The sequence below is a fragment of the Agrobacterium sp. CMT1 genome, assembly GCF_037203725.1.
Taxonomy (GTDB): domain Bacteria; phylum Pseudomonadota; class Alphaproteobacteria; order Rhizobiales; family Rhizobiaceae; genus Agrobacterium; species Agrobacterium pusense.
This window is the reverse complement of record NZ_JBBCAR010000013.1, coordinates 119,453-142,964: the sequence shown is the minus strand read 5'-3', so window position 1 is coordinate 142,964 and position 23,512 is coordinate 119,453. Positions and strand designations below refer to the sequence as shown.

Annotated in this window: 19 protein-coding genes; 13 read left to right on the top strand and 6 right to left on the bottom strand. The window is 59.7% G+C overall.

Annotated elements, in window-relative coordinates:
- Positions 1–33: 33 nt before the first annotated feature.
- The gene (locus tag WA845_RS15765) at positions 34–1,017 is read left to right on the top strand and encodes an aldose 1-epimerase (RefSeq protein WP_112555433.1); all 984 of its coding nucleotides are present in this window, start codon (positions 34–36) and stop codon (positions 1,015–1,017) included.
- A 17-nt stretch (positions 1,018–1,034) separates the two neighbouring features.
- Here WA845_RS15765 and WA845_RS15760 read toward each other — a convergent pair whose 3' ends face one another.
- Complete coding sequence (locus WA845_RS15760; RefSeq protein WP_003508584.1) at positions 1,035–1,496, bottom strand: Lrp/AsnC family transcriptional regulator; 462 nt, start codon at positions 1,494–1,496, stop codon at positions 1,035–1,037.
- A gap of 166 nt (positions 1,497–1,662) precedes the next feature.
- On the opposite strand from WA845_RS15760, the gene WA845_RS15755 reads away from it, so the two are divergent.
- The 10 genes from WA845_RS15755 to WA845_RS15710 all read left to right on the top strand — a co-directional run bounded on the left by WA845_RS15755 (position 1,663) and on the right by WA845_RS15710 (position 16,434).
- A complete protein-coding gene (locus WA845_RS15755) occupies positions 1,663–2,376 on the top strand; it encodes an aspartate/glutamate racemase family protein (RefSeq protein WP_006698095.1) in 714 nt (237 codons plus the stop codon).
- The gene (locus tag WA845_RS15750; RefSeq protein ID WP_112555372.1) at positions 2,377–3,147 is read left to right on the top strand and encodes a class II glutamine amidotransferase; all 771 of its coding nucleotides are present in this window, start codon (positions 2,377–2,379) and stop codon (positions 3,145–3,147) included.
- 491 nt (positions 3,148–3,638) lie between these two features.
- A complete protein-coding gene (locus WA845_RS15745) occupies positions 3,639–6,101 on the top strand; it encodes a glycogen/starch/alpha-glucan phosphorylase (RefSeq protein ID WP_022563443.1) in 2,463 nt (820 codons plus the stop codon).
- Entirely contained in the window at positions 6,101–8,308 is a 2,208-nt protein-coding gene (glgB, locus tag WA845_RS15740) for a 1,4-alpha-glucan branching protein GlgB (RefSeq protein WP_112416457.1), read from the top strand. Before WA845_RS15745 ends, glgB begins: the two co-directional genes overlap by 1 nt.
- 21 nt (positions 8,309–8,329) lie before the next feature.
- Positions 8,330–9,592 (top strand): glucose-1-phosphate adenylyltransferase, encoded by a 1,263-nt coding sequence (gene glgC / locus WA845_RS15735; protein ID WP_004437759.1) that lies wholly within the window; start codon positions 8,330–8,332, stop codon positions 9,590–9,592.
- 5 nt (positions 9,593–9,597) lie between these two features.
- Positions 9,598–11,040, top strand: coding sequence for a glycogen synthase GlgA (glgA, locus tag WA845_RS15730; protein WP_044459461.1), 1,443 nt, complete (start codon positions 9,598–9,600; stop codon positions 11,038–11,040).
- Positions 11,041–11,044: 4 nt separating this feature from the next.
- The gene (locus WA845_RS15725) at positions 11,045–12,673 is read left to right on the top strand and encodes an alpha-D-glucose phosphate-specific phosphoglucomutase (RefSeq protein WP_006698100.1); all 1,629 of its coding nucleotides are present in this window, start codon (positions 11,045–11,047) and stop codon (positions 12,671–12,673) included.
- A 197-nt stretch (positions 12,674–12,870) separates the two neighbouring features.
- The gene (gene glgX, locus WA845_RS15720) at positions 12,871–14,826 is read left to right on the top strand and encodes a glycogen debranching protein GlgX (protein WP_006698101.1); all 1,956 of its coding nucleotides are present in this window, start codon (positions 12,871–12,873) and stop codon (positions 14,824–14,826) included.
- A 54-nt stretch (positions 14,827–14,880) separates the two neighbouring features.
- Positions 14,881–15,369, top strand: a complete 489-nt coding sequence (locus tag WA845_RS15715; protein ID WP_004437750.1) for a MaoC family dehydratase — start codon at positions 14,881–14,883, stop codon at positions 15,367–15,369.
- A 21-nt stretch (positions 15,370–15,390) separates the two neighbouring features.
- Positions 15,391–16,434: a DUF2332 domain-containing protein gene (locus WA845_RS15710; protein ID WP_112555370.1), complete on the top strand. Its 1,044-nt coding sequence runs from the start codon at positions 15,391–15,393 to the stop codon at positions 16,432–16,434.
- On the opposite strand, the gene WA845_RS15705 is transcribed toward WA845_RS15710, so the two are convergent.
- Genes WA845_RS15705 through WA845_RS15685 form a run of 5 tightly spaced genes read right to left on the bottom strand, consistent with a single transcriptional unit; the run spans position 16,431 to position 21,924 of the window.
- A complete protein-coding gene (locus tag WA845_RS15705) occupies positions 16,431–16,985 on the bottom strand; it encodes a sarcosine oxidase subunit gamma (protein ID WP_035207570.1) in 555 nt (184 codons plus the stop codon). The genes WA845_RS15710 and WA845_RS15705 overlap by 4 nt on opposite strands.
- Positions 16,978–19,938 (bottom strand): sarcosine oxidase subunit alpha family protein, encoded by a 2,961-nt coding sequence (locus WA845_RS15700; protein WP_112555368.1) that lies wholly within the window; start codon positions 19,936–19,938, stop codon positions 16,978–16,980. Before WA845_RS15700 ends, WA845_RS15705 begins: the two co-directional genes overlap by 8 nt.
- Complete coding sequence (locus WA845_RS15695; protein WP_004437737.1) at positions 19,935–20,249, bottom strand: sarcosine oxidase subunit delta; 315 nt, start codon at positions 20,247–20,249, stop codon at positions 19,935–19,937. The genes WA845_RS15700 and WA845_RS15695 overlap by 4 nt, the downstream gene beginning before the upstream one ends.
- 11 nt (positions 20,250–20,260) lie before the next feature.
- Positions 20,261–20,671 carry a hypothetical protein gene (locus tag WA845_RS15690; protein ID WP_004437734.1) on the bottom strand — a complete coding sequence of 137 codons (411 nt, stop codon included), beginning with the start codon at positions 20,669–20,671 and terminating at the stop codon, positions 20,261–20,263.
- A complete protein-coding gene (locus WA845_RS15685; protein ID WP_003522141.1) occupies positions 20,671–21,924 on the bottom strand; it encodes a sarcosine oxidase subunit beta family protein in 1,254 nt (417 codons plus the stop codon). The genes WA845_RS15690 and WA845_RS15685 overlap by 1 nt, the downstream gene beginning before the upstream one ends.
- Positions 21,925–22,240: 316 nt before the next feature.
- On the opposite strand from WA845_RS15685, the gene rpsU reads away from it, so the two are divergent.
- Complete coding sequence (gene rpsU, locus WA845_RS15680) at positions 22,241–22,468, top strand: 30S ribosomal protein S21 (RefSeq protein WP_003508541.1); 228 nt, start codon at positions 22,241–22,243, stop codon at positions 22,466–22,468.
- 133 nt (positions 22,469–22,601) lie between these two features.
- Positions 22,602–23,501, top strand: a complete 900-nt coding sequence (locus tag WA845_RS15675; protein WP_006698105.1) for a tetratricopeptide repeat protein — start codon at positions 22,602–22,604, stop codon at positions 23,499–23,501.
- Positions 23,502–23,512 lie beyond the last annotated feature (11 nt).

The window sequence follows — 23,512 nt, the reverse complement described above, 5'->3', positions numbered from 1 at the left end:
GGCAGACGCATGTATGCAAAGGACAATTTCCCGATGACCACCTCCGCGACAGGCACGGGAATTGCCAGTCTGACCGTTTCTGGAACCGGTTTCATTGCCGAAATCGCCTATCAAGGGGCGACGCTTCTGAGCTGGCGGCCGGTCTCTGCCGATGGCATCGGAGGCGAAAATCTTGTCGACGGATATTCGACGCCCGCCGAAATGCAGTCCCAAAATGGCGTGAGGAACGGCATTCTCGCGCCCTTCTCCAACCGCATCCCGGATGGTCGGTTTAGTTTTGCCGGGCAGACGCACCGCATTGAGCCGGTGCTTGCCCATGAAGCCCTCGTCTTCCACGGATTTGCCAGAGCCCTGCCCTTCGTCCTCGCCCAGTCATCGGAGGAAAACGGCGCTCATACTCTCATCTTCCGTGCCGAAATATCGCCTGCGGATTTCAGCGGTTATCCTTACCGTCTCGCCATCGAAGTGGAATATCGCTTCGTCGGCCATGACGTTACCATCGACATACGCGGCATCAACCGCGACGACCGGCCCCTGCCCTTCGCGGCCGGCTGGCATCCCTATTTCCGCCTGCCCGGCAACACGTCTATCGACGACCTTCTCCTCACTCTGCCTTCGCGAACAGCAATTGAAACAAACGAGTATCTCATCCCCCTGCGAAACCCACAGGGCGGGTTAGTCAAACGGAACGACACCCTTTTTCTCCATACCCCGCTGGCCGGGCATGTGGTCGATGCCTGTTTCACCGATCTGATTGCATCCGCAAACGGGCGTTACGAGACGAGGCTCGAAAACCCGCATGACGGTTCAAGCCTGACGGTCTGGCAGGAGCGTGGGCACATGCATGTCTTTACCGGGGATACGCTCGCACGCGACAGGCGGCGCTCCATCGCGCTCGAACCCGTGGAAACGCCGACCAACGCCTTCAACCAGGCGGAACTCGCGGATGCAATCACGCTTCGACCGGGCGAGACGCGAAGCTTCCGCTTTGGCGTTCGTTTCAAGGCAGCACGCTGATCACGGTTCGATAGCCCTCAGATATGCGTCGTCGGCAGCGAAGACGACAGTTTCACCGTCTCCATGGAGATATAGGCGGACATGTCGTAAAGCTGCACGCGGCGTAGAATCTGTTTGTAGACCGTGTCGTAATATTCGACATTCGGCAGTACGAGCTTCAGAATATAATCGAAATTGCCGGTGAGCCGGTGAACCTCGACGATTTCAGGGATGGTGCTGACCGCGGCATGGAACCGGTCCAGCCAGTCCTCCGCATGAAGGCCCGTTCTTACCAGCAGGAAAACCGTGGTCGGAAGATTGATCTTCCGCCGGTCGAGCAGCGCCATGGTGCCTGTCACGTAACCTTCCGTTCGTAGCCGCGTGATGCGGCGCGAACAGGCCGATAGCGACAGGGAAACTTCCTCTGCGATATCGGCGAGCGGGGTTTCGGCATTTTCCTGGAGAATCGCAAGGATTCGGCGGTCGCGGTCATCAATCATCAGTGAACAATGCACAGGTTAACGCAAGCGCGCAAGAAATTTGCGACACCGGGACAGAAAGCGCGCCGAGTTTGCATCCAGGCCGCGAAAACTGCGCAAAAACGCATGCCGTTTTCGTTGCGACGATGGCATTCTTATTTCAATCAAAGTTGAAAAGGGAACTCTTATGAAACGGATCGGCCTGATCGGCGGCATGAGCTGGGAATCCACCGCAACCTATTACCGCATGATCAACGAGGCGGTTCGCGACAGCCGCGGCGGCCTGGTCTCGGCCGATATCGTCATGCATTCGCTCGATTTTTCCGAGGTCGTCGCCCTTCAGAAGGCAGACCGCTGGGATGAGGCCGGCGCGCTGCTGGGTGCAGCAGGCGCGCGCCTTGCCAATGCCGGCGCCGATTGTGTACTGATCTGCACCAATACCATGCATCTCGTTGCCGATACCGTTGCGAAAATGTCCGGCGTGGCGCTGATTGACATCATCGACGAGACCGCAGCCGCCCTGAAAACGGATGGACGCCGCAAGCCGCTGCTGCTCGCCACCCGCTACACGATGGAACACGGTTTCTACACGGACCGGATGCGCCGCCACGGCGTCGACGTGGTCGTGCCGGATGCCGAAGACAGGGCCGCCATCCACGACATCATCTTCGGTGAATTGTGCCAGGGCGAGATCAAGTCCTGCTCGCGTGACCGCTATCTTGCGGTCATCGAGAAGGCCCGCGCACTCGGCGTTGATTCCGTCATTCTCGGTTGCACCGAAATTTCCCTGCTGATCGATCCCGACGCCCTGCCGCTGCCGGGTTACGATTCGACCGCCATTCACGCGAAGGCCGCCGTCGGCTTTGCGCTCGGAGACAAGGCTTTCGACAGAGCCGCATGAATGTGCCGCCTCTTTGCCTATTCCGGTAAACCGGTCTGGCTCGACAGCCTGCTGATCGAGCCGGAAGCCTCGCTGGTCAGCCAGTCCATGGCAGCAAGGGAAGCCAAGACCGTCGTCAATGGTGATGGTTGCGGCCTTGGCTGGTATGGCGAACGCGGAACGCCCGGCGTCTTTCGCGACACGCGGCCGGCCTGGTCAGACGCCAACCTCGCGGCACTTTGCCACCAGCTTCGGTCGGGCATGTTCATGGCGCATGTGCGATCCGCCACGTCGGGCGAAGTCTCGCGCGCCAATTGCCACCCCTTTGCGCATGGGAAATACCTTTTCATGCATAACGGCCAGATCGGTGGCTATGAGCAGATCAGGCGCGATATCGATTACCTTATCCCCGATGACATCTATGCATCCCGACGCGGCACGGGCGATAGCGAAGCGATCTTCTTGATTGCCGCCGGCCATGGCCTTGAGGTGGACCCGGTCAATGCCATCTCTACCGCGCTGCGGCTTTGCCAGGAAAAGATGATGGCGGCAGGTGTCTCTTCCGCATTGAGATTCAGCGCCGTTCTGATGGATGGTGATTGCGTTCACGCCTTCCGCTGGTCAAGCGATGACAAGCCGCCGACACTTTACTGGCGCGGTCTGGACGAAGGCATTGCGTTGAGTTCGGAACCCTTTTCCTTCGATTGTGCTCCCTGGTGCGCCGTTCCACCAAATACCAGCGTGACGATCCGCGCCGGAAAAATGACGACACAGGCTTTTTTCCTTCCGTAATCCCGGCTTTGCTGGCCGCATTTTCCCGGTTTCGCGGCGTCGCTTCCGTCGACCGGTGCGGCTGCCGCGATGCCTCGTTTATTTTCATTGAATTTTTGCAGCCGCGAAGGCTAGTGTGTGGTCCATGGCGTCGGATCGGAATAAGCACGATTTTCGGCTCGACGCGCAAAACGGAATATTAGAGCGAAACAGATTTCAGGACCGGTGAACCATTTAGAAGTGTTGCAGCCTCTCCCTTTCTTGCACGTTGCCCGCCATCGCGAAGACCATGCAAACCCGTTCAGGACCGACCCATAATGGGCCGGCAATCCCTTCGGCGATCCTCGGAACGCAGAGTAAAAAGTCTTATTTTTCATCACCCTAAGCCGTTCAACTTTCCGAAAAAATTGCTGTTGCCACACCTCCATATCGATGCATAAACTGGCATCAGCAAAGGCAACACGGATCGACCTCATCAGACCCTCTCCTCCCACCAAGGTGCTGACCGACCAATGATCAATAATCTCAACGCCGCCGATCTCCCCCGTCCCGCGCCGCGCAGTTCCAACCCGGAAATCATGGCGTCGGAAATCATCGAACGCCTCACCTACCGTATCGGCAAGGACGTCAAGGTTGCCAAGCCGCATGACTGGCTGACCGCAACCATTCTCGTCGTACGCGACCGCATCATCGACAAGTGGATGGAATCCACCCGCAAGGCCTATGCCAACAATTCCAAGCGCGTTTATTACCTGTCGCTCGAATTCCTGATCGGCCGCCTGATGCGCGACGCCATCTCCAATATCGGCCTGATGCATGAAATCCGCGACGCGCTGTCCTCCCTCGGCGTCGATCTTGACGTCATCGCCGGGCTGGAGCCGGACGCAGCCCTTGGCAACGGCGGCCTTGGCCGTCTCGCCGCCTGTTTCATGGAATCCATGGCGACGGTTGATATCCCCGCCTATGGCTATGGCATCCGTTACGTGCATGGCCTCTTCCGCCAGCAGATGGCTGACGGATGGCAGGTGGAACTGCCGGAAACATGGCTTGCCCACGGTAACCCCTGGGAATTCGAACGCCGCGAAAGCTCCTACGAAATCGGCTTCGGCGGATCTGTAGAGACGATCGGCGGTTATGAAGATCCGCAGCGTTTCGTCTGGAAACCGGCCGAACGCGTCATCGCCATGGCCTATGACACGCCGGTCGTCGGCTGGCGCGGCACGCGCGTCAACACGCTCCGCCTCTGGTCGGCACAGCCGATCGATCCCATTCTGCTGGCTGCCTTCAACGCTGGCGACCACATCGGCGCGCTGCGTGAAAGCAACAAGGCGGAGAGCCTGACGCGGGTTCTTTATCCTGCTGACGCGACACCTGCCGGTCAGGAACTGCGCCTGCGGCAGGAATTCTTCTTCTCCTCCGCCTCCTTGCAGGACATTCTGCGCCGCCATCTGCAGCAATATCCGGATTTTACTTCGCTGCCGGAAAAGGTCTCGATCCAGCTAAACGATACACATCCGGCCATATCCATTGCGGAGATGATGCGCCTTCTATGCGATGTGCACGGGCTGGAATTTGATGAGGCCTGGAAGATCACCCAGGGTACCTTCTCCTACACCAATCACACGCTGCTGCCGGAGGCGCTGGAAAGCTGGCCCGTGCCGCTGCTCGAACGTCTTCTGCCCCGGCACATGCAGATCGTCTACGCCATCAACGCAAATACGCTGCTCTTTGCCCGTAAGGAAAAGAAGATGGCGGATCAGCAGATCCGCTCCATCTCGCTCATCGATGAAGGCGGCGAGCGCCGCGTGCGCATGGGCAATCTCGCTTTCATCGGCTCTCATTCGATCAACGGCGTTTCCGCCCTCCATACCGAGCTGATGAAGGAGACGGTCTTTGCCGATCTCCACGGCCTCTATCCTGACCGTATCAACAACAAGACCAACGGCATCACACCGCGCCGCTGGCTGATGCAGTGCAATCCCGGCCTCACCAGCCTGCTTCGCGAAACGATCGGCGACGATTTCCTCGATGATGCGGAAAAGCTGACAGCGCTCGACCGTTTCGCCGACGATGCCGCGTTCCGCGAGAAATTCGCCGAAGTTAAGCGTCTGAACAAGGTGCGCCTTGCCAATACGGTGGCGCAGCGCATGGGCATTCGCGTCGATCCGTCGGCCATGTTCGACATCCAGATCAAACGTATCCATGAATATAAGCGCCAGCTTCTGAACCTCGTGGAAACCGTCGCGCTTTATGACCAGATTCGTTCTCACCCGGAACTGGATTGGGTTCCGCGCGTTAAGTTCTTTGCAGGCAAAGCGGCGCCGAGTTACCACAACGCGAAGCTGATCATTAAGCTTGCCAACGATATTGCCCGGGTCATCAACAACGATCCGGCCGTGCGCGGGCTTCTGAAAGTGGTATTTGTTCCGAACTATAACGTCTCGCTCGCGGAAATCATGGTACCCGCCGCCGATCTCTCCGAACAGATCTCGACGGCCGGCATGGAAGCCTCCGGCACCGGCAACATGAAATTCGCCCTCAACGGCGCACTCACCATCGGCACGCTCGATGGCGCCAACGTTGAAATGCGCGATCATGTCGGAGAAGACAACATCGTCATTTTTGGCATGACGGCCGATGAGGTGGCCAGAGCCCGTGCAGAGGGTCACAATCCCCGCGCGATCATCGAAGGATCGTCGGAACTGTCGCAGGCCCTTTCGTCCATCGCATCAGGCGTCTTCTCGCCGGATGACCGCTCACGATTCGCCGGCCTGATCGACGGTATTTACAACAGCGACTGGTTCATGGTTGCCGCCGATTTCGACGCCTATGCCGGTGCGCAGCGAGAAGTAGATGCGATCTGGAGTAATCCGGATAGCTGGTACGCCAAAACAGTGCGCAATACGGCGCGCATGGGCTGGTTCTCGTCCGACAGGACGATCCGCCAATATGCCACCGAGATCTGGAGAGCCTGATGAAAAAACCGCTCAATTCGGCCGAAGAAAAAAAGACTGGCGACATCACGAAGGCTGAAATCGAGGCGATCAAGAGCGGTTTGCATTCCAATCCCTTTGCCCTTCTCGGCGTTCACGAAACGCCGGAAGGGTTTTCTGCCCGCTGTTTCATTCCGGGTGCCGAGGAGGTTTCCGTCCTGACGCTGGACGGAAATTTCGTGGGCGAATTGAAGCAGCTGGACCCGGACGGCTTTTTTGAAGGCCCGATCGATATTTCGAAACGCCAGCCGGTGCGTTACCGCGCCTGCCGCGATGATGCCGAGTGGGCTGTGACAGACCCCTACAGCTTCGGCCCGGTTCTCGGCCCCATGGATGATTATTTCGTCCGGGAAGGATCGCATCTCAGGCTTTTCGACCGGATGGGCGCACACCCGCTGAAGCTCGAAGGCGTTGAAGGTTTTCACTTCGCCGTCTGGGCGCCGAATGCACGGCGCGTTTCCGTGGTTGGCGATTTCAACAATTGGGACGGCCGGCGGCATGTGATGCGTTTCCGCAAGGATACGGGCATCTGGGAAATCTTCGCGCCCGATGTCTATGCCGGTTGCGCCTACAAGTTCGAGATTCTCGGTGCAAACGGCGAGCTGCTGCCGCTGAAGGCCGACCCCTATGCCCGCCGCGCCGAGTTGCGGCCGAAGAACGCTTCCGTCACTACGTCCGAACTGACGCAAAAATGGGAAGATCAGGCCCATAGGGAGCATTGGGCGCAAGTGGACCAGCGCCGCCAGCCGATTAGCATCTATGAGGTCCATGCCGGCTCCTGGCAGCGTCGTGAGGACGGCACCTTCCTAAGTTGGGACGAGCTCGCCGCCCAGCTCATTCCCTATTGTACGGATATGGGCTTCACCCATATCGAGTTCCTGCCGATTACGGAACATCCCTATGACCCTTCCTGGGGTTACCAGACGACGGGTCTCTACGCCCCAAGCGCACGTTTTGGCGATCCCGAAGGGTTTGCCCGCTTCGTCAATGGCGCTCACAAGGTTGGCATCGGCGTTTTGCTGGACTGGGTTCCCGCCCATTTTCCCACCGACGAACATGGACTTCGCTGGTTCGATGGCACCGCACTCTATGAGCACGCCGATCCGCGTCAGGGTTTCCATCCCGACTGGAACACGGCGATCTATAATTTCGGCCGCGTCGAGGTCATGTCCTACCTCATCAACAACGCGCTTTACTGGGCTGAAAAATTCCATCTCGACGGCCTGCGCGTCGATGCGGTCGCCTCGATGCTCTATCTCGATTATTCCCGCAAGGAAGGCGAGTGGATCCCGAACGAATATGGCGGGCGTGAAAATCTCGAATCCGTGCGCTTCCTGCAGAAGATGAATTCCCTCGTTTATGGCACCCATCCGGGCGTCATGACGATTGCCGAGGAATCCACCTCCTGGCCGAAAGTGTCGCAGCCCGTTCATGAGGGTGGCCTCGGTTTCGGTTTCAAGTGGAATATGGGCTTCATGCACGACACGCTGAGTTATTTCTCGCGGGAGCCTGTGCATCGCAAGTTCCATCATCAGGAACTGACCTTCGGTCTGCTTTACGCCTTCACTGAAAATTTCGTGCTGCCGCTGTCCCACGACGAGGTTGTGCACGGCAAGGGGTCGCTGATCGCCAAAATGTCCGGCGATGACTGGCAGAAATTCGCCAATCTCCGCTCCTATTACGGCTTCATGTGGGGTTATCCCGGCAAGAAGCTGCTGTTCATGGGTCAGGAGTTTGCGCAGTGGAGCGAATGGAGCGAAAAGGGCGCGCTCGACTGGAACCTTCGCCAATATCCGATGCATGAAGGCATGCGCCGCCTCGTGCGCGATCTCAACCTCACCTACCGATCCAAAGCCGCCCTGCATGCCCGGGACTGCGAACCTGACGGCTTTCGCTGGCTTGTGGTCGATGATCACGAGAATTCCGTCTTCGCCTGGCTGCGCACGGCACCCGGCGAAAAGCCGGTCGCGGTCATCTGCAACCTCACCCCGGTCTATCGGGAAAACTATTATGTGCCGCTGCCCCAGGCGGGGCGGTGGAGGGAGATTCTCAACACCGATGCCGAAATTTATGGCGGCAGCGGCAAGGGAAATGGCGGACGCGTTCAGGCGGTCGATGCCGGCGGCGATATCGGGGCGATGCTCGTCCTGCCGCCGCTCGCCACGATCATGCTCGAGCCGGAAAACTGACAGACAGAGAGGGAGGACACCATGTCGGAAAAAAGAGTTCAGCCTTTGGCGCGTGATGCAATGGCCTATGTCCTCGCGGGCGGCAGAGGCAGCCGCCTGAAGGAACTGACGGACCGCCGGGCAAAACCCGCCGTTTATTTCGGCGGCAAGGCGCGCATCATCGATTTTGCGCTCTCCAACGCACTTAATTCCGGCATTCGCCGCATCGGCGTCGCCACGCAATACAAGGCGCACTCCCTCATTCGGCACCTGCAGCGCGGCTGGGACTTCTTCCGCCCCGAACGTAATGAGAGCTTCGACATCCTGCCCGCCTCCCAGCGCGTTTCCGAAACGCAATGGTATGAGGGTACGGCAGACGCGGTTTACCAGAACATCGACATTATCGAGCCCTATGGGCCGGAATACATGGTCATCCTCGCCGGCGACCATATCTATAAAATGGACTACGAATACATGCTGCAGCAGCATGTCGATTCCGGTGCGGATGTGACGATCGGCTGCCTTGAAGTGCCGCGTATGGAAGCAACCGGCTTCGGCGTCATGCATGTGAATGAAAAAGACGAGATCATCGATTTCATTGAAAAGCCCGCCGATCCGCCCGGCATTCCCGGCAATGAGGGTTTTGCGCTCGCCTCCATGGGCATCTATGTCTTCCACACGAAATTCCTGATGGAAGCGCTGCGCCGCGACGCCGCAGACCCCACCTCCAGCCGCGATTTCGGCAAGGACATCATTCCCTATATCGTGAAACACGGCAAAGCCGTTGCCCACCGCTTCGCAGACTCCTGCGTGCGTTCGGATTTCGAGCATGGCCCCTACTGGCGGGACGTCGGCACAATCGACGCCTACTGGCAGGCCAACATCGACCTGACGGATGTGGTGCCTGACCTCGATATCTACGACAAATCCTGGCCGATCTGGACCTATGCGGAAATCACCCCGCCGGCAAAATTCGTCCATGACGACGAGAACCGCCGTGGTTCGGCCGTGTCTTCGGTCGTTTCCGGTGACTGCATCATTTCGGGTGCGTCGCTCAACCGCAGCCTTCTGTTCACAGGCGTGCGCGCCAATTCATACTCCCGCCTTGAGAATGCCGTAGTATTGCCGAGTGTGAAGATCGGGCGTCATGCCCAGCTCAGCAATGTCGTCATCGACCATGGCGTGGTCATTCCGGAAGGACTGATTGTAGGAGAAGACCCAGAACTGGATGCCAAACGTTTCCGCCGTACCGAAAACGGCATCTGCCTTATCACCCAATCGATGATCGACAAGCTGGACCTGTAGCGCCGATGAATGTCCTTTCGGTTTCATCCGAAATCTACCCCCTGATCAAGACCGGAGGGCTCGCCGATGTTGCCGGCGCGCTCCCCATCGCGCTCGAAGCCTATGGCGTAAAGACGCGCACGCTGATACCCGGGTATCCGGCGGTGAAAGCTGCCGTGACGAACGCGGTGAAATGTTACGAATTCACCGACCTGCTGGGCGAAAAGGCCGATCTGCTCGAAGGCCGGCACGAGGGACTGGATCTCCTTATCCTCGATTCGCCCGCTTATTACGAGCGCTCCGGCGGGCCCTATCTCGACCAGACGGGCAAGGATTATCCCGACAACTGGAAGCGCTTTGCGGCGCTTTCGCTGGCGGCGGCCCGCATTGCAGCCGGCGAATTTCCCGACTGGCGGCCGGATCTTCTGCACGCTCATGACTGGCAGGCTGCCATGGCGCCAGTCTACATGCGTTATGCCGAAACGCCTGAAATTCCGAGCCTGCTCACCATTCACAACATTGCCTTCCAGGGGCAGTTCGGCGCCAACATCTTCAGCAAGCTTGGGCTACCAGCCCATGCTTTCGGCATGGAGGGCGTGGAATATTATAACGATGTGAGTTTCCTCAAGGGCGGACTGCAGACGGCGACGGCGCTCAGCACCGTCAGTCCCTCCTATGCCGAGGAAATCCTCACCCCGCAATTCGGCATGGGCCTGCACGGCGTTATCGGCAGCCGAGCCCATGTGCTGCACGGCATCGTCAACGGCATCGACGCGGACGTCTGGAACCCGGCAACGGATCATCTGATTCATGACAATTATTCCGCCGCCAATCTCAGAAACCGGGCCCTGAACAAGAAGTCTGTCGCCGAACATTTTCGCATCGACGACGACGACAGCCCGCTGTTTTGCGTCATCTCACGCCTCACCTGGCAGAAGGGCATCGACCTCATGGCCGAAGCCGTGGACGAGATCGTTTCCCTCGGCGGCCGCCTGGTGGTGCTGGGCGCGGGCGATGTGGCGCTGGAAGGTGCGCTCCTGGCGGCAGCATCCCGCCACCATGGTCGCGTCGGCGTTGCCATCGGTTACAACGAACCCCTGTCACATCTCATGCAGGCGGGCTGCGACGCGATCATCATCCCCTCGCGCTTCGAACCCTGCGGCCTCACCCAGCTTTATGCGTTGCGTTACGGCTGCATTCCGGTCGTCGCCCGCACCGGCGGCCTTGCAGACACGGTGATCGACGCCAACCATGCCGCCATCGCCAACAAGTCGGCGACCGGTGTGCAATTTTCCCCCGTCACGCTTGATGGACTCAAACAGGCGATCCGCCGGACCATCCGTTATTATCACGACCCGAAACTATGGACACAGATGCAGAAACTCGGGATGAAATCCGATGTTTCCTGGGAAAAGAGCGCCGGCCTTTACGCCGCGCTTTACAGCCAGCTTATTTCGAAAGGCCATTGAACCAATGATCAAGACTGTTCAGACGAAGCCCTATCAGGACCAGAAGCCGGGCACTTCAGGCCTGCGCAAGAAGGTGCCCGTCTTCGCCCAGGAAAATTACGCCGAGAACTTCATCCAGTCGATCTTCGACGCGCTTGAGGGCTTTGAAGGCCAGACGCTGGTGATCGGCGGCGATGGCCGTTACTACAACCGCGAAGTCATCCAGAAGGCGATCAAGATGGCCGCCGCCGCCGGCTTCGGCAAGGTTCTGGTCGGTCAGGGCGGCATTCTCTCCACGCCGGCCGCATCCAACATCATCCGCAAATACAAGGCCTTCGGCGGTATCGTGCTCTCCGCTAGCCACAATCCCGGCGGCCCCACCGAAGATTTCGGCATCAAATACAATATCGGCAATGGCGGTCCCGCCCCGGAAAAGATCACCGACGCGATCTACGCCCGTTCCAAGGTCATAGACAGCTACAAAATTTCAGACGCCGCCGATATCGACCTCGACAAGGTGGGCAGCTTCAAGGTGGACGATCTGACGGTCGAGGTGATCGACCCGGTCGCCGATTATGCCGCCCTGATGGAAGAGCTGTTCGATTTCGATGCCATCCGTGCCCTCATCGCCGGCGGCTTCAAGGTCGTGGTCGATTCCATGAGCGCCGTCACAGGCCCTTATGCCGTTGAGATCATCGAAAAGCGGCTTGGCGCTCCGAAGGGCTCGGTCCGCAATGCTACACCGCTGCCGGACTTCGGCGGCCATCACCCCGACCCTAACCTTGTCCACGCCAAGGAGCTTTATGACGATGTCATGAGCCCGGAAGGCCCCGATTTCGGCGCTGCTTCCGATGGCGACGGCGACCGCAACATGGTCGTCGGCAAGGGCATGTTCGTCACGCCATCAGACAGTCTGGCGATCATCGCCGCCAATGCCAGACTGGCGCCCGGTTACGCGGCAGGCATTTCCGGCATCGCCCGTTCCATGCCGACAAGTGCGGCAGCTGACCGTGTCGCGGAAAAGCTCGGCCTTGGCATGTACGAGACTCCAACCGGCTGGAAGTTCTTCGGCAACCTCATGGATGCCGGCAGGGTGACGATCTGCGGCGAAGAAAGCTTCGGCACAGGCTCCAATCATGTACGCGAGAAGGATGGTCTCTGGGCCGTGCTCTACTGGCTGAACATCGTCGCCGCCCGCAAGGAAAGCGTGAAGGACATCGTCACAAAGCACTGGGCCGAATATGGCCGCAATTATTACTCCCGCCACGACTATGAGGAAGTGGATTCGGACGCCGCCAACACGCTGGTGGCGACCCTGCGCGAAAAGCTCGCGACACTTCCCGGCACCAGCTACGGCAATCTGAAGGTCGCCGCAGCAGATGATTTTGCCTATCACGATCCGGTCGATCAGTCCGTCAGCAAGAACCAGGGTATCCGCATCCTGTTCGAAGGCGGTTCGCGCATCGTGCTGCGCCTTTCCGGCACCGGTACGGCGGGCGCCACACTTCGTCTCTATGTCGAGCGTTACGAGCCGGACGCGGCGCGTCACGGCATCGAAACGCAGGAAGCGCTCGCCGACCTGATTGCCGTTGCAGATACGATCGCCGGCATCAAGGCTCATACGGGACGAAGCGCGCCGAGCGTTATCACATAAGCTGGCTGCGGCGCTGCTTTCTCCTGAGAGAGCCGGGCACAATACGATGAGTTCACAAAGCAACTCGTTGGAGTGACACGTCCGCCACCCTGCTCGGCGTCATCCTCGGGCTTGCTCGAGGATGACGGAGGAGGATTTCCAACCCTCCTATTCTGCCGATACCTTTCAGAAGAGATATTATCTAGCGGAGACAGATAATGCAGACACCTTCCGTTTTCCCCAAAGGCGCGCTGCAGACGGAAAACGGAACGGAATTCACGGTCTATTCCCGGCACGCCTCCCAGATCGATCTTTGTCTCTTCGATACGGCCGGGGAAAAAGAGATGGCGCGCCTGCCAATGGTGCGCGGTGAAGGCGACATTCACGGATTGATCGTCTCCGACGCTGGCCCGGGTACGCGTTACGGCTTTCGCGCTCACGGTATTTATTCGCCCGAACATGGCCTGTGGTTCGATCCCGCAAAGTTGCTGCTCGACCCCTATGCCACCGAGATAGACCGTCCCTTCCGGCATGATCCAGCCCTTTTTGCCTTTGGTCAGGAAACGGGCCACATCGTGCCCAAGGCAATTCTTGCCAGCCATGAGCCGCTCAAGCGCCAACCCCCGCTTTTCGCCGAAAGTGGGCTGATTTACGAACTTTCCGTGAAGTCCTTTTCGCAGCTGCATCCCGAGGTGCCGGAAGACATCCGGGGCACCGTCGCCGCGCTCGCCCATCCCGCCATCCTCGCCCACCTGAAAAAAATCGGCGTCGACGCGGTGGAGCTGATGCCGATTACCGCGTGGATCGACGAGCGTCACCTGCCGCCTCTCGGCCTTTCCAATGCCTGGGGTTATAATCCCGTCGGCTTCATGGCGCTTGATCCGCGACTCTGTCCCGGTGGTGTGCGGGAACTGCGCGAGACGGTTGCAGCGCTGCATGCGCAGGGAATCGGCGTCATTCTCGATCTGGTCTTCAACCACACGGGTGAAAGCGATATCGAAGGATCGGTTCTGTCGCTGCGCGGGCTCGACAATCTCACCGCCTTTCGTCACCCGCCGGGCAAACCGGGGGTTCTGGTCAACGATACCGGCACCGGCAACACGGTCGCCTGCGACCATCCCTATATCCGGCAGCTTATTATCGATTCTCTCAGGCATTTCGTTCTGAGTGCCGGCGTGGACGGTTTCCGCTTTGATCTGGCCCCAGTGCTCGGACGAACGGCCAATGGCTTCGAAACGGCAAGCGAAACGCTCTCGGCCATGCATTCGGACCCGGCGCTTTATGACCGCCTGCTAATCGCCGAACCGTGGGATATCGGCCCCGGCGGTTACCAGCTCGGCAATTTTCCGGAAAGCTTCCTCGAATGGAACGATCGCGCCCGCGACGACATGCGCCGGTTCTGGCGCGGGGACGCCGGCACGACCGGGGCGCTGGCCGATGCGCTTTCCGGTTCCTCGCCGATCTTTTCCCGCCATGGCCGCCAGAACACCCGCAGCGTCAATTTTCTCGCTGCCCATGACGGTTTCACCCTCTACGATCTCGTCAGCCACGAACATAAGCACAATGAGAAAAACGGCGAGAGCAATCGCGACGGCCATAATGACAACCATTCCTGGAACAATGGTTTTGAGGGGCTGACAGACGATCCCGTCATTAGAGCCGCGCGTACTGCAGATGTGAAGGCGCTGCTTTCCACGCTTTTCGTCTCTCGCGGCGCCCTGATGCTCACGGCGGGCGACGAGGGCGGCCGCAGCCAGCAAGGCAACAACAACGCCTATTGCCAGGACAATGAGATAAGCTGGGTCGACTGGTCATCGCTTTCCCGCGAATTGATCGACCATACGGCCTTTCTCGCGTCATTGCGCAAACGTTTCGATGTGTTTTCGAGGACAGGCTTCTTCTCAGGCCATGGCGATGTGACATGGCTCGCCCCCGCCGGCGAGCCGATGACGACGGCAGACTGGGAAAGGCCAATTGCGCAGGCTTTTGCCATGGTGCTTTCCACCCTCGACCGGGAAACTGGTGCCGACGCTGAACTTGCCGTGCTGATAAACCGCAGCCGTGAGATCGTGCCTTTCACCCTGCCGGGCGGTGGCTGGTCCGCCATCGGCACGGATTTCGGTAACCCCGCCTTCCTTCCAGCCCGTTCGGTGGTGTTTTATTTGCGCGGTTGATCCCGTCGCGTCACGCGCCGTATAAGTCGCGGGAGACAATGCGGACGAGGTAACATGACAAAAGAAATTGCGCTGGCCGAGATGAAAAACCACGTTGGCACAGAAATGGGCGTTTCCGACTGGATCACGGTAGACCAGACGATGATCGACAGCTTCGCAAAAGCAACACTGGATGACCAGTTCATCCACACAGACCCGGAACGCGCCAAAGCGGAAAGTCCCTTTGGCGGCACCATTGCGCATGGGTTCCTGACGCTGTCTCTGCTTTCGGCCCTGAATTACGACGCCCTGCCGCGCATTCGCGAGCAGACCATGGGCATCAATTACGGCTTCGACGCCATTCGTTTCGTCGCTCCGGTCAAAAGCGGTGCTCGCGTGCGCGGCCGTTTCACCCTGGCTGAGACGCGCTTTCGCGGAGCCTCCATGCTGATGACCACCTACGATGTGACGGTGGAAATCGAAAACGAGAAAAAGCCGGCGCTAACCGCGCGCTGGACCACCATCAGCCAGTTCAATCCGGAGGACAGGCCGGAGGACGCCTGAAACCCACGAGGGAGAGACCGCATGCATGACGAAGCCGTAAGGAATGCGTTTCTCGTTCAGGCAAGAGCCTGCGACAGCCTCGGCTCTCCCTTCACGGCACGGCTTTGCCGCGCCATGGCAACAAGGCTCGACCGCCAGACAGAGGTCGGCGAGCGAATTTTGTCCTGGTCCGGCGATGTCGGCCCATCCGGAGATTCCGTACCGCTACGGCTGGCCGGCGCCCTGCATGCGCTTGCCATAGAGGAAAAGATCGCGCCGCTCGCCGATATTCCGCCGGAAAACGAAGAAGCGCTCTGGCAGGCATGTGCAAACGCCCTGCGTTTTCATTCCGCCTTCATCCTCGAAAGGTTGCAATCACCGCCGCAGACCAACGAGGTTCGCCGTTCTGCCGTTCTGCTGCCTGGCTTTCTTTCGATTGCGAAAATGACGGGCAAGCCGCTGGTGCTTTCCGAAGTCGGGGCCAGCGCTGGCCTCAACTTGCAATTTGACCGTTACCGATATCGCCTCGGCGATCTCGTCTGGGGTGAACAATCCGATGTTTTCCTGTCACCGGAGTGGCGCGGCGACACCCCCGCCCATGAGCGGATCGACGTTATCGAGCGCGCCGGCTGCGATATCAACCCACTTGATCCGTCATCCGCGGAAGATCGTCTGCGGCTGATGTCCTATGTCTGGGCCGACCAGACCGACAGGCTGGAACGAACGGCCGCCGCCCTGCGCATAGCGATGGAACACGCTCTGCATGTCGAGAAGGCCGACGCTGTCGACTGGCTGCAACGCCGCCTTGCCACGCAATATCCGGGCGCTGCCCATGTCATCTATCATTCCGTCGCCTGGCAATATCTGCCCGATGACCTGAAACAGGCCGGCGAGACTGTGATTGCCGAGGCCGGCACCCGCGCCACGCCGGACGCCCCGCTTGCCCGGCTGCAAATGGAAGCGGATGCGACGCCCGGCGGTGCTGCAATTATGCTTCAAATCTGGCCGGGCGGCGAAAAGCAGGAAATCGGCCGCGCCGATTTCCATGGGCGATGGGTGGAATGGCGGGGTTGGACAGAGAGTTAAACCGCCACGTCCTCAGCCGCCTCCTGCAGCAGCCCACCGACATAGGTCGCGAATGAGCGCCAGCACTCCACCCGGAATGTGTCATCCCCCGTGCGCAGCAGGACCACTTCCGCCTTGCCGAAAATAGTGCGTGAGCAGCCACCTACCGGGAACCTTGCAAGAGAAAGGTCCTGCGGGCAGCCGGCATTGAGAGCTGCTTCCGCGCCAGCGCCGGAAACGATGATGGCGGTGTTGCGGTGGGAAATATCAGTTGCCGAAAACAGGCCGGAAACGCCGGCAAGCGCCACCATGAGATCGCTTTCGCCCTGATCGATCAGCAGCCATTCATCCGGGCCGAGCCACAGGGCGGATCGCAGACCAGAGGTGACCGAGCTTTTCGGGCTGGTCGGCAGGGCAAGACCGAGCGCTTCGGACAGCGCCGGCACGGCGCTCTCGCGTGCCCGCAGCGACAACCGCGAGGCAGAAGCCGCAGGCTTCAGCGATACGAAGGGGGAACCGCCGTGAAAATCCTCAAGCACGGATTTGCGTTTTGCGTGCAGCATATCAGCCATTGAGACGGGCTCCTTCCTTGTCGAGGAAGACCATGTCGGTCACTTCGACGGCAATGGTTTTATCGGCAAGCGGAATATAGAGCGTTTCGCCCATGCGCGCCCTGCCATCCGCCACCAAGGCGAAAGCAATGGAGTGGCCGAGATTTTCCGACCAATAAGCGGAGGTGACGTGGCCGAGCATGGTCATTGGCTTTGGCTGGTTTGGATCGGCAACGATCTGACCGCCCTCCTCCGGAACGGTCAGCCGGTCCTTCGTCTTCAGGCCAACAAGCTGTTTGCGGCCGGAGCGCGTTAGATCGGGGCGTTTCAGACCGCGAATGCCGACGAAATCCGTTTTCTTTTTGGAGACAGCCCAGGCAAGCCCGGCATCATCGGGCGTCACGGTGCCGTCCGTATCCTGCCCGACGATGATATAGCCCTTTTCGGCACGCAGGATATGCATTGTTTCGGTACCATAGAGGCAGCCGCCGACGGCTTCCGCCCTCTCCCGGATTGCAGACCAGACTGCTGCGCCGTAATCGGCAGGCACATTGATTTCGAAACCGAGTTCGCCGGTGAAGGAGACGCGGAAAAGCCGCGTCGGCACGCCGCAGAACTTGCCTTCCGCCACCGCCATATGCGGAAAGGCCTCCGGCGAAAGGTCGATACCCTCGACGAAAGGCGCGATAACCTCGCGCGCCTTCGGCCCCTGCACGGCAATCACGGCCCATTGTTCGGTTGCCGATGTCAGCCAGACATCGAGATCGGGGAATTCGGTCTGGAGATAGTCCTCCATGTGCTGGAGAACGCGCGGCGCGCCGCCCGTCGTCGTCGTCACGTGGAAACGGTCTTCGGCCAGGCGCCCAACAACGCCGTCATCGTAAACGAAGCCGTCTTCGCGGGTCATGATGCCATAACGGCAGCGGCCGGGTTTCAACGTATCCCAGGCATTGGTGTAGATGAGGTTCAGGAACTTCGCCGCATCCGGGCCCACCACCTCGATTTTGCCGAGGGTGGAGGCATCAAACACGCCAACGCTCTCACGAACCGTCTTGCATTCACGGTTGATCGCTTCATGCATGTCCTCGCCCGCCCGCGGGAAGAACCAGGCGCGCTTCCAGTTGCCGACATCCTCGAATACCGCGCCAGCCGCCAGCTCTTCGTCGTGCATCGGCGTCTTGCGCGCGGGATCGAACAGCGCGCCGCGTGAATGGTTGATGAGCGTGCCGAAAGTAACCGGCGTATAGGGCTGGCGAAAGGTGGTGAGGCCGACTTTGGGCAAATCCCGGCCGAGCGCTTCCGATGCAATGGCAAGGCCATGCATGTTCGACATCTTGCCCTGGTCGGACGCCATGCCATTGGTGGTGAAGCGCTTGATGTGTTCGACCGAATGCATGCCTTCGCGGACGGCAAGGCGAATATCCTTGGCGCAGACATCGTGCTGGAAATCGATGAAAGCCTTGACGCCGGTGCCCTCGCCTGCACCCTCCGCCGCACCAATCATGCCGCCTGTCCAGGCCCGGGCGTTTTCACCGGAAAACGCCACCGCGCCGCCACCCGCAGCCGCGGCCTCGGCGATCAGCGCCGAAAGATCATCCGTGCCATTGCAGGCGCCGATGGAGACGCAGTTCTGCACATGGATGTCAGGCAGGAAACGCTGGTTAGCCGCGTCAAACTTCAGCTTGCCGCGCGATTGCGAGAACAGATGCACTGAAGGCGTCCAGCCGGCGGAGACAACAAGCGCGTCGATGGCGATCTTGCGCTTGTTCGACCCGCCATTGCGGCCAACCGTCATGGAAGATACGCGCAGGCGGCCGGCGGTGTTGTAAACGCTGTTCCCCGCCAGCACCTCGATGCCGAGCGCCCGGGCCGCGTCCAGCAGACGCTGGTCCGGATTTTCGCGGCAATCGACGATGGCGGCGATCTTCACCCCGGCCTTCTTCAGATCAAAGGCAGTCTCATAGGCGGAATCATGAGCGGTGTAGACACCGACATTGTGGCCCACGGCGACGCCGTAATGGTTCAGATAGGTGCGGGCGGCCGAAGCCAGCATGATGCCAGGCCGGTCATTGTTGGCGAAGACCATGTGGCGCTCGATCGCACCGGCCGCCAGCACGACCTTTTTGGCGCGGACCTGCCAAAGGCGCTCGCGCGGCTGATGTTTGGCCGGCGTCGCGAGATGATCGGTGACGCGTTCGGCGAGCGCGACAAAATTGTGGTTGTAATAACCAAAGGCGGTCGTGCGCGTCAGAACCCGCACATTGGGCAGGGACTTCAGCTCGGCAAAAACCTTCTGCGCCCATTCATAACCGGCGAGACCGTCGATGACCGCGCCGGCATCGAAACGCAGGGCTCCGCCGACGTCCGCATTCTCATCCACCAGAATGACGCTGACGCCAGTTTTCGCGGCAGAAAGCGCAGCTGTGAGACCGGCGACACCAGCGCCGGCCACCAGCACGTCGCAATGGGCATAACGTCCGGAATAATGATCCGCATCCGGCTCGCTCGGCGCCTTGCCGAGACCGGCGGCGCGGCGGATCAGCGGTTCGTAAATCTTGTGCCAGGCGGCCTTCGGCCACATGAACGTCTTGTAGTAGAAACCGGCCGCGAACATCGGCGACAGAAGATCGTTGATGGCGCTCAGATCGAAGGACAGTGACGGGAAACGGTTCTGCGAGGCGATAATCGCGCCGTCGAAGACTTCCTGCACCGTAGCGCGCACGTTGGGCTGCTTGCGCAGGCTGTCGCGGGAAACGTCAATCAGCGCATTCGGTTCCTCCGGCCCGGCCGACAGGAAACCACGCGGACGGTGGTATTTGAACGAGCGGCCTATCAGATGCACGCCATTGGCCAGAAGGGCTGACGCGACGGTGTCGCCCTCCAGCGCCGGATAGATCTTGCCGTCAAAGGTAAAGCGCGCGGTTCTCGCCGGCGTGAGACGGCCTGCGCCCTTGATACGATAATCGCCGCTCATTGCCCGGCTCCCTTTTCTGCCGAAAGGACCGTTTCAATATCGGGTTTCGGTTCACCCGCCTTGTAGGTCATCAGGAATCTGTCGCTTACCGAATCGCGGGCGGCGTTGAAAAAGCGGCCGCAGCCGTGAATGTGACGCCAGCGCTCGAAAACGAGGCCCTTGTCGTTGTCGCGGATGAAGAAATATTCCGCGAAGGCCTCGTCGGAAATATCGGCGATGTTTTCCGGCCGGGCGATATGGGCTTCGCCCGCCCAGCGGAATTCCAGTTCGGAACGGTCTTCCCCGCAATAGGGGCAATGGATCAGAAGCATCGTCGCTCCACCTAGAGAGAATTTTCCGGAAGGATCGTTCCGGCGGGTTGGTCACACAGCCGCTTCCCCATGGCTACAAAAGGGGAAAGCCGCTTTAAAAGCTGCTCAAAATTATCGAAGGGACGCAACGCCGAGGCCCGGCCCATATTGACGATGGCGACCGCCATCATGTCGGTGTCGATCGCGAAGGGATAATCCTGCTCGCCATCCTCATTCTCTCCGACAAAATAGACCATCTTGTCCGCGAGGCTGGGAGCACACAAAAGCAGGCCTTTTTCCGCCGTGAAGGGCCAGTCTTTCTCACCCTGCATCTTCGCAATCTTCTGGCTGCGAAAATCCTCGGCCCCGGGAATGACGCTACCGGCGGGCACGGCCTCGGCCGCGCCTGATATATTGATCGCAAGCATGGCCGCCGCCAGCATCAATGCGCCACCGCGGCAGCGGCAGCCTCATCAATCAGGCGGCCGGTGCGGAACCGGTCAAGCGTCAGCCCGGCCGCCAGGCGATGCGGTTCACCGCGGGCGATGAGATGCGCGAAGAGATTGGCGGAGCCCGGCGTCGCCTTGAAGCCGCCGGTGCCCCAGCCGCAATTAACGAAAAGGTTTGGCACCGGCGTCACGCTCTGGATGGCGGAACGATCAGGTGTGTTATCGGTGATGCCGCCCCACTGGCGCATCATCTTCACCCGCCGGAAGATCGGAAACAGCTCGCAGATGGCGTCCAGCGTGTGGGTGATGATCTGGAGACCACCGGTCTGCGAATAGGAATTATACTGGTCGGTACCAGCACCGATGACCAGCTCGCCCTTGTCGGACTGCGAAATATAGGCGTGCACCGTGTTGGACATGACGACACAGGGGAAGATCGGCTTCAGCGGCTCCGACACCAGCGCCTGCAGCGGGTTGGAATGCAGGGGAACGCGAACATCCGCCATCTTCATGATGACCGAGGAATGACCGGCGGCAGAAACGCCGATTTTCTTGGCGCCGATGAAGCCGCGATTGGTCTCGACACCCGTCACCGCGCCATCAGGCCCGCGGCGAATGCCGGTCACCTCGCAGTTCTGGATGATATGCACGCCGCGGTCGGAGGCCGCGCGCGCATAGCCCCAGGCGACAGCGTCATGGCGTGCCGTGCCGCCGCGGCGCTGAAGGGCTGCGCCATTGATCGGGTAACGCGCATTGCCGGATATGTCGAGCGGCGGACAGTACGCCTTTGCCTGCTCCGGCGTCAGCCACTCATTGTCGATGCCATAAAGACGGTTGGCATTGATATGACGGCTGAAGGACTGCCGGTCATGGATATTGTGCGACAGCATCATCACGCCACGCGCCGAATACATGACGTTATAATTGAGATCCTGGCTCAAGCCCTCCCATAGCTTCAGGGAATGCTCGTAAATATCCATGCTCTCTTCATAGAGATAGTTGGAGCGGATGATGGTGGTGTTGCGGCCGGTATTGCCACCGCCGAGCCAGCCTTTTTCCAGGACTGCGACATTGGTAATGCCATGTTCCTTGGCAAGATAATATGCCGCGCCGAGACCGTGGCCGCCCCCGCCAATGATGATGACATCATAGTCCTTGCGCGGCTCGGGTGAGGCCCATTGCGCATCCCAGCCCTTATGACCCCTAAGCGCCTCACGCGCCACGGCAAAAACGGAATATTTGCGCATTCGCAATCTGCTCCTCGAGAACCGGCCAGAGGCCTGGAACATAGCCCCGGCCCGTATCATACACATGGCAAATCGGGATGGGAGGCAATATCCATTTTGCGACGCGGCAATGGTTTTGTTTCGACATGGCCGAAAGATTGCGGGACGGCGCGCATTTTGTGGCTGAATATGCGCTACCGGCTGGACTTGCTGCAAATGATCTGTTATTGCACGTCACCAATCGCCCGGCTCAACAGCCGGATGAACCACTTTTTGTTTGCGTGCGAATGCCTTTATTCACACAGCAAGATAACCAAACTAAAGGAACGGGTTTAACGTGCAGGTACTAGTCCGCGACAATAACGTTGATCAGGCGCTCCGCGCCCTGAAGAAAAAGATGCAGCGCGAAGGCATTTTCCGTGAAATGAAGATGCGTGATTATTACGAAAAGCCCTCCCAGAAGCGCGCTCGCGAAAAGGCTGAAGCCGTTCGCCGCGTTCGCAAGCTGGCACGCAAGCGTGCACAGCGCGAAGGTCTGGTTGCTGGCCCCCGCGCAGGCCGTTAATAGGCCGTCTTTTGGACGTTTTTGAATGCTTGTTGGGCGGGGGCGATCAATTCGCCGCCGCTCTTTGTGTTTGTGGCCGGAGAACGCTCTTGAAAACGACCGTGAGACCGGCCTGCGAGGGAACCCACACCGAATGATCGCTGTCGACACCTGTGTTGTGAAAAACGCCGATGCCTCCACGCGCCGGTTGCCATTAAAAAACAACAGAGGGTTCCGCGCTTCTCTGGTCGTCTGCGCCGTGCTTGCCGGTCTTTCCGGCTGCGCGACATCCAACCAGACGGAAGATGTGTTCCGGATCGACCGCGCACAGGGCTCGCAGGAAAACATCGCCTCGCTCACCTCGGTCATCAACGCCAATCCGCAGGATCCTGAAGGTTACAACGTCCGCGGCTCGGCCTACGGCCGCGCCGGCGATTCGCGCCGTGCCATCGAAGATTTCAACAAGGCGCTGCAGCTCAACCCGCGCTTTTACCAGGCCTATGCCAACCGCGCGCTGGTTTACCGCAATAGCGGCCAGCAGCAGCAGGCCCTTCAGGACTACAACGCCGCCCTGCAGATCAATCCGAGCTACGATGTGGCGCTGATCGGTCGCGGCAATCTTTACCGGCAGTCCGGACGCGTCAACGAAGCCTTCAACGATTTCTCCCGCGCCATCGAGCTGGAAACCACCGACGGTCGCGCATGGCACAATCGCGGCCTGATCTACCAGCTGCGTAACCAGCATGCCCAGGCCATCGAGGACTTCTCCAAGGCAATCTCGTTGTCATCGACGTCACCGGAGCCCTATAACGGTCGCGGCCTTTCCTACGTCGCGCTCAATGACGACGAAAACGCCTTCGCGGATTTCAACCACGCCATTTCGCTTGACGGGAATGTGGCGGAATCCTGGGCCAACCAGGCGCTGGTCTATGAGCGACGCGGTGAGATGGCCAAGGCGGCCAAGTCCTATGCGCATGCGGCGCGACTCGATCCCAAATACAAGCCCGCACTGGATGGTGTTGCCCGCACGCGCGGCGCCGCTGGCGCCTCCTAAGGCGTCCGGAA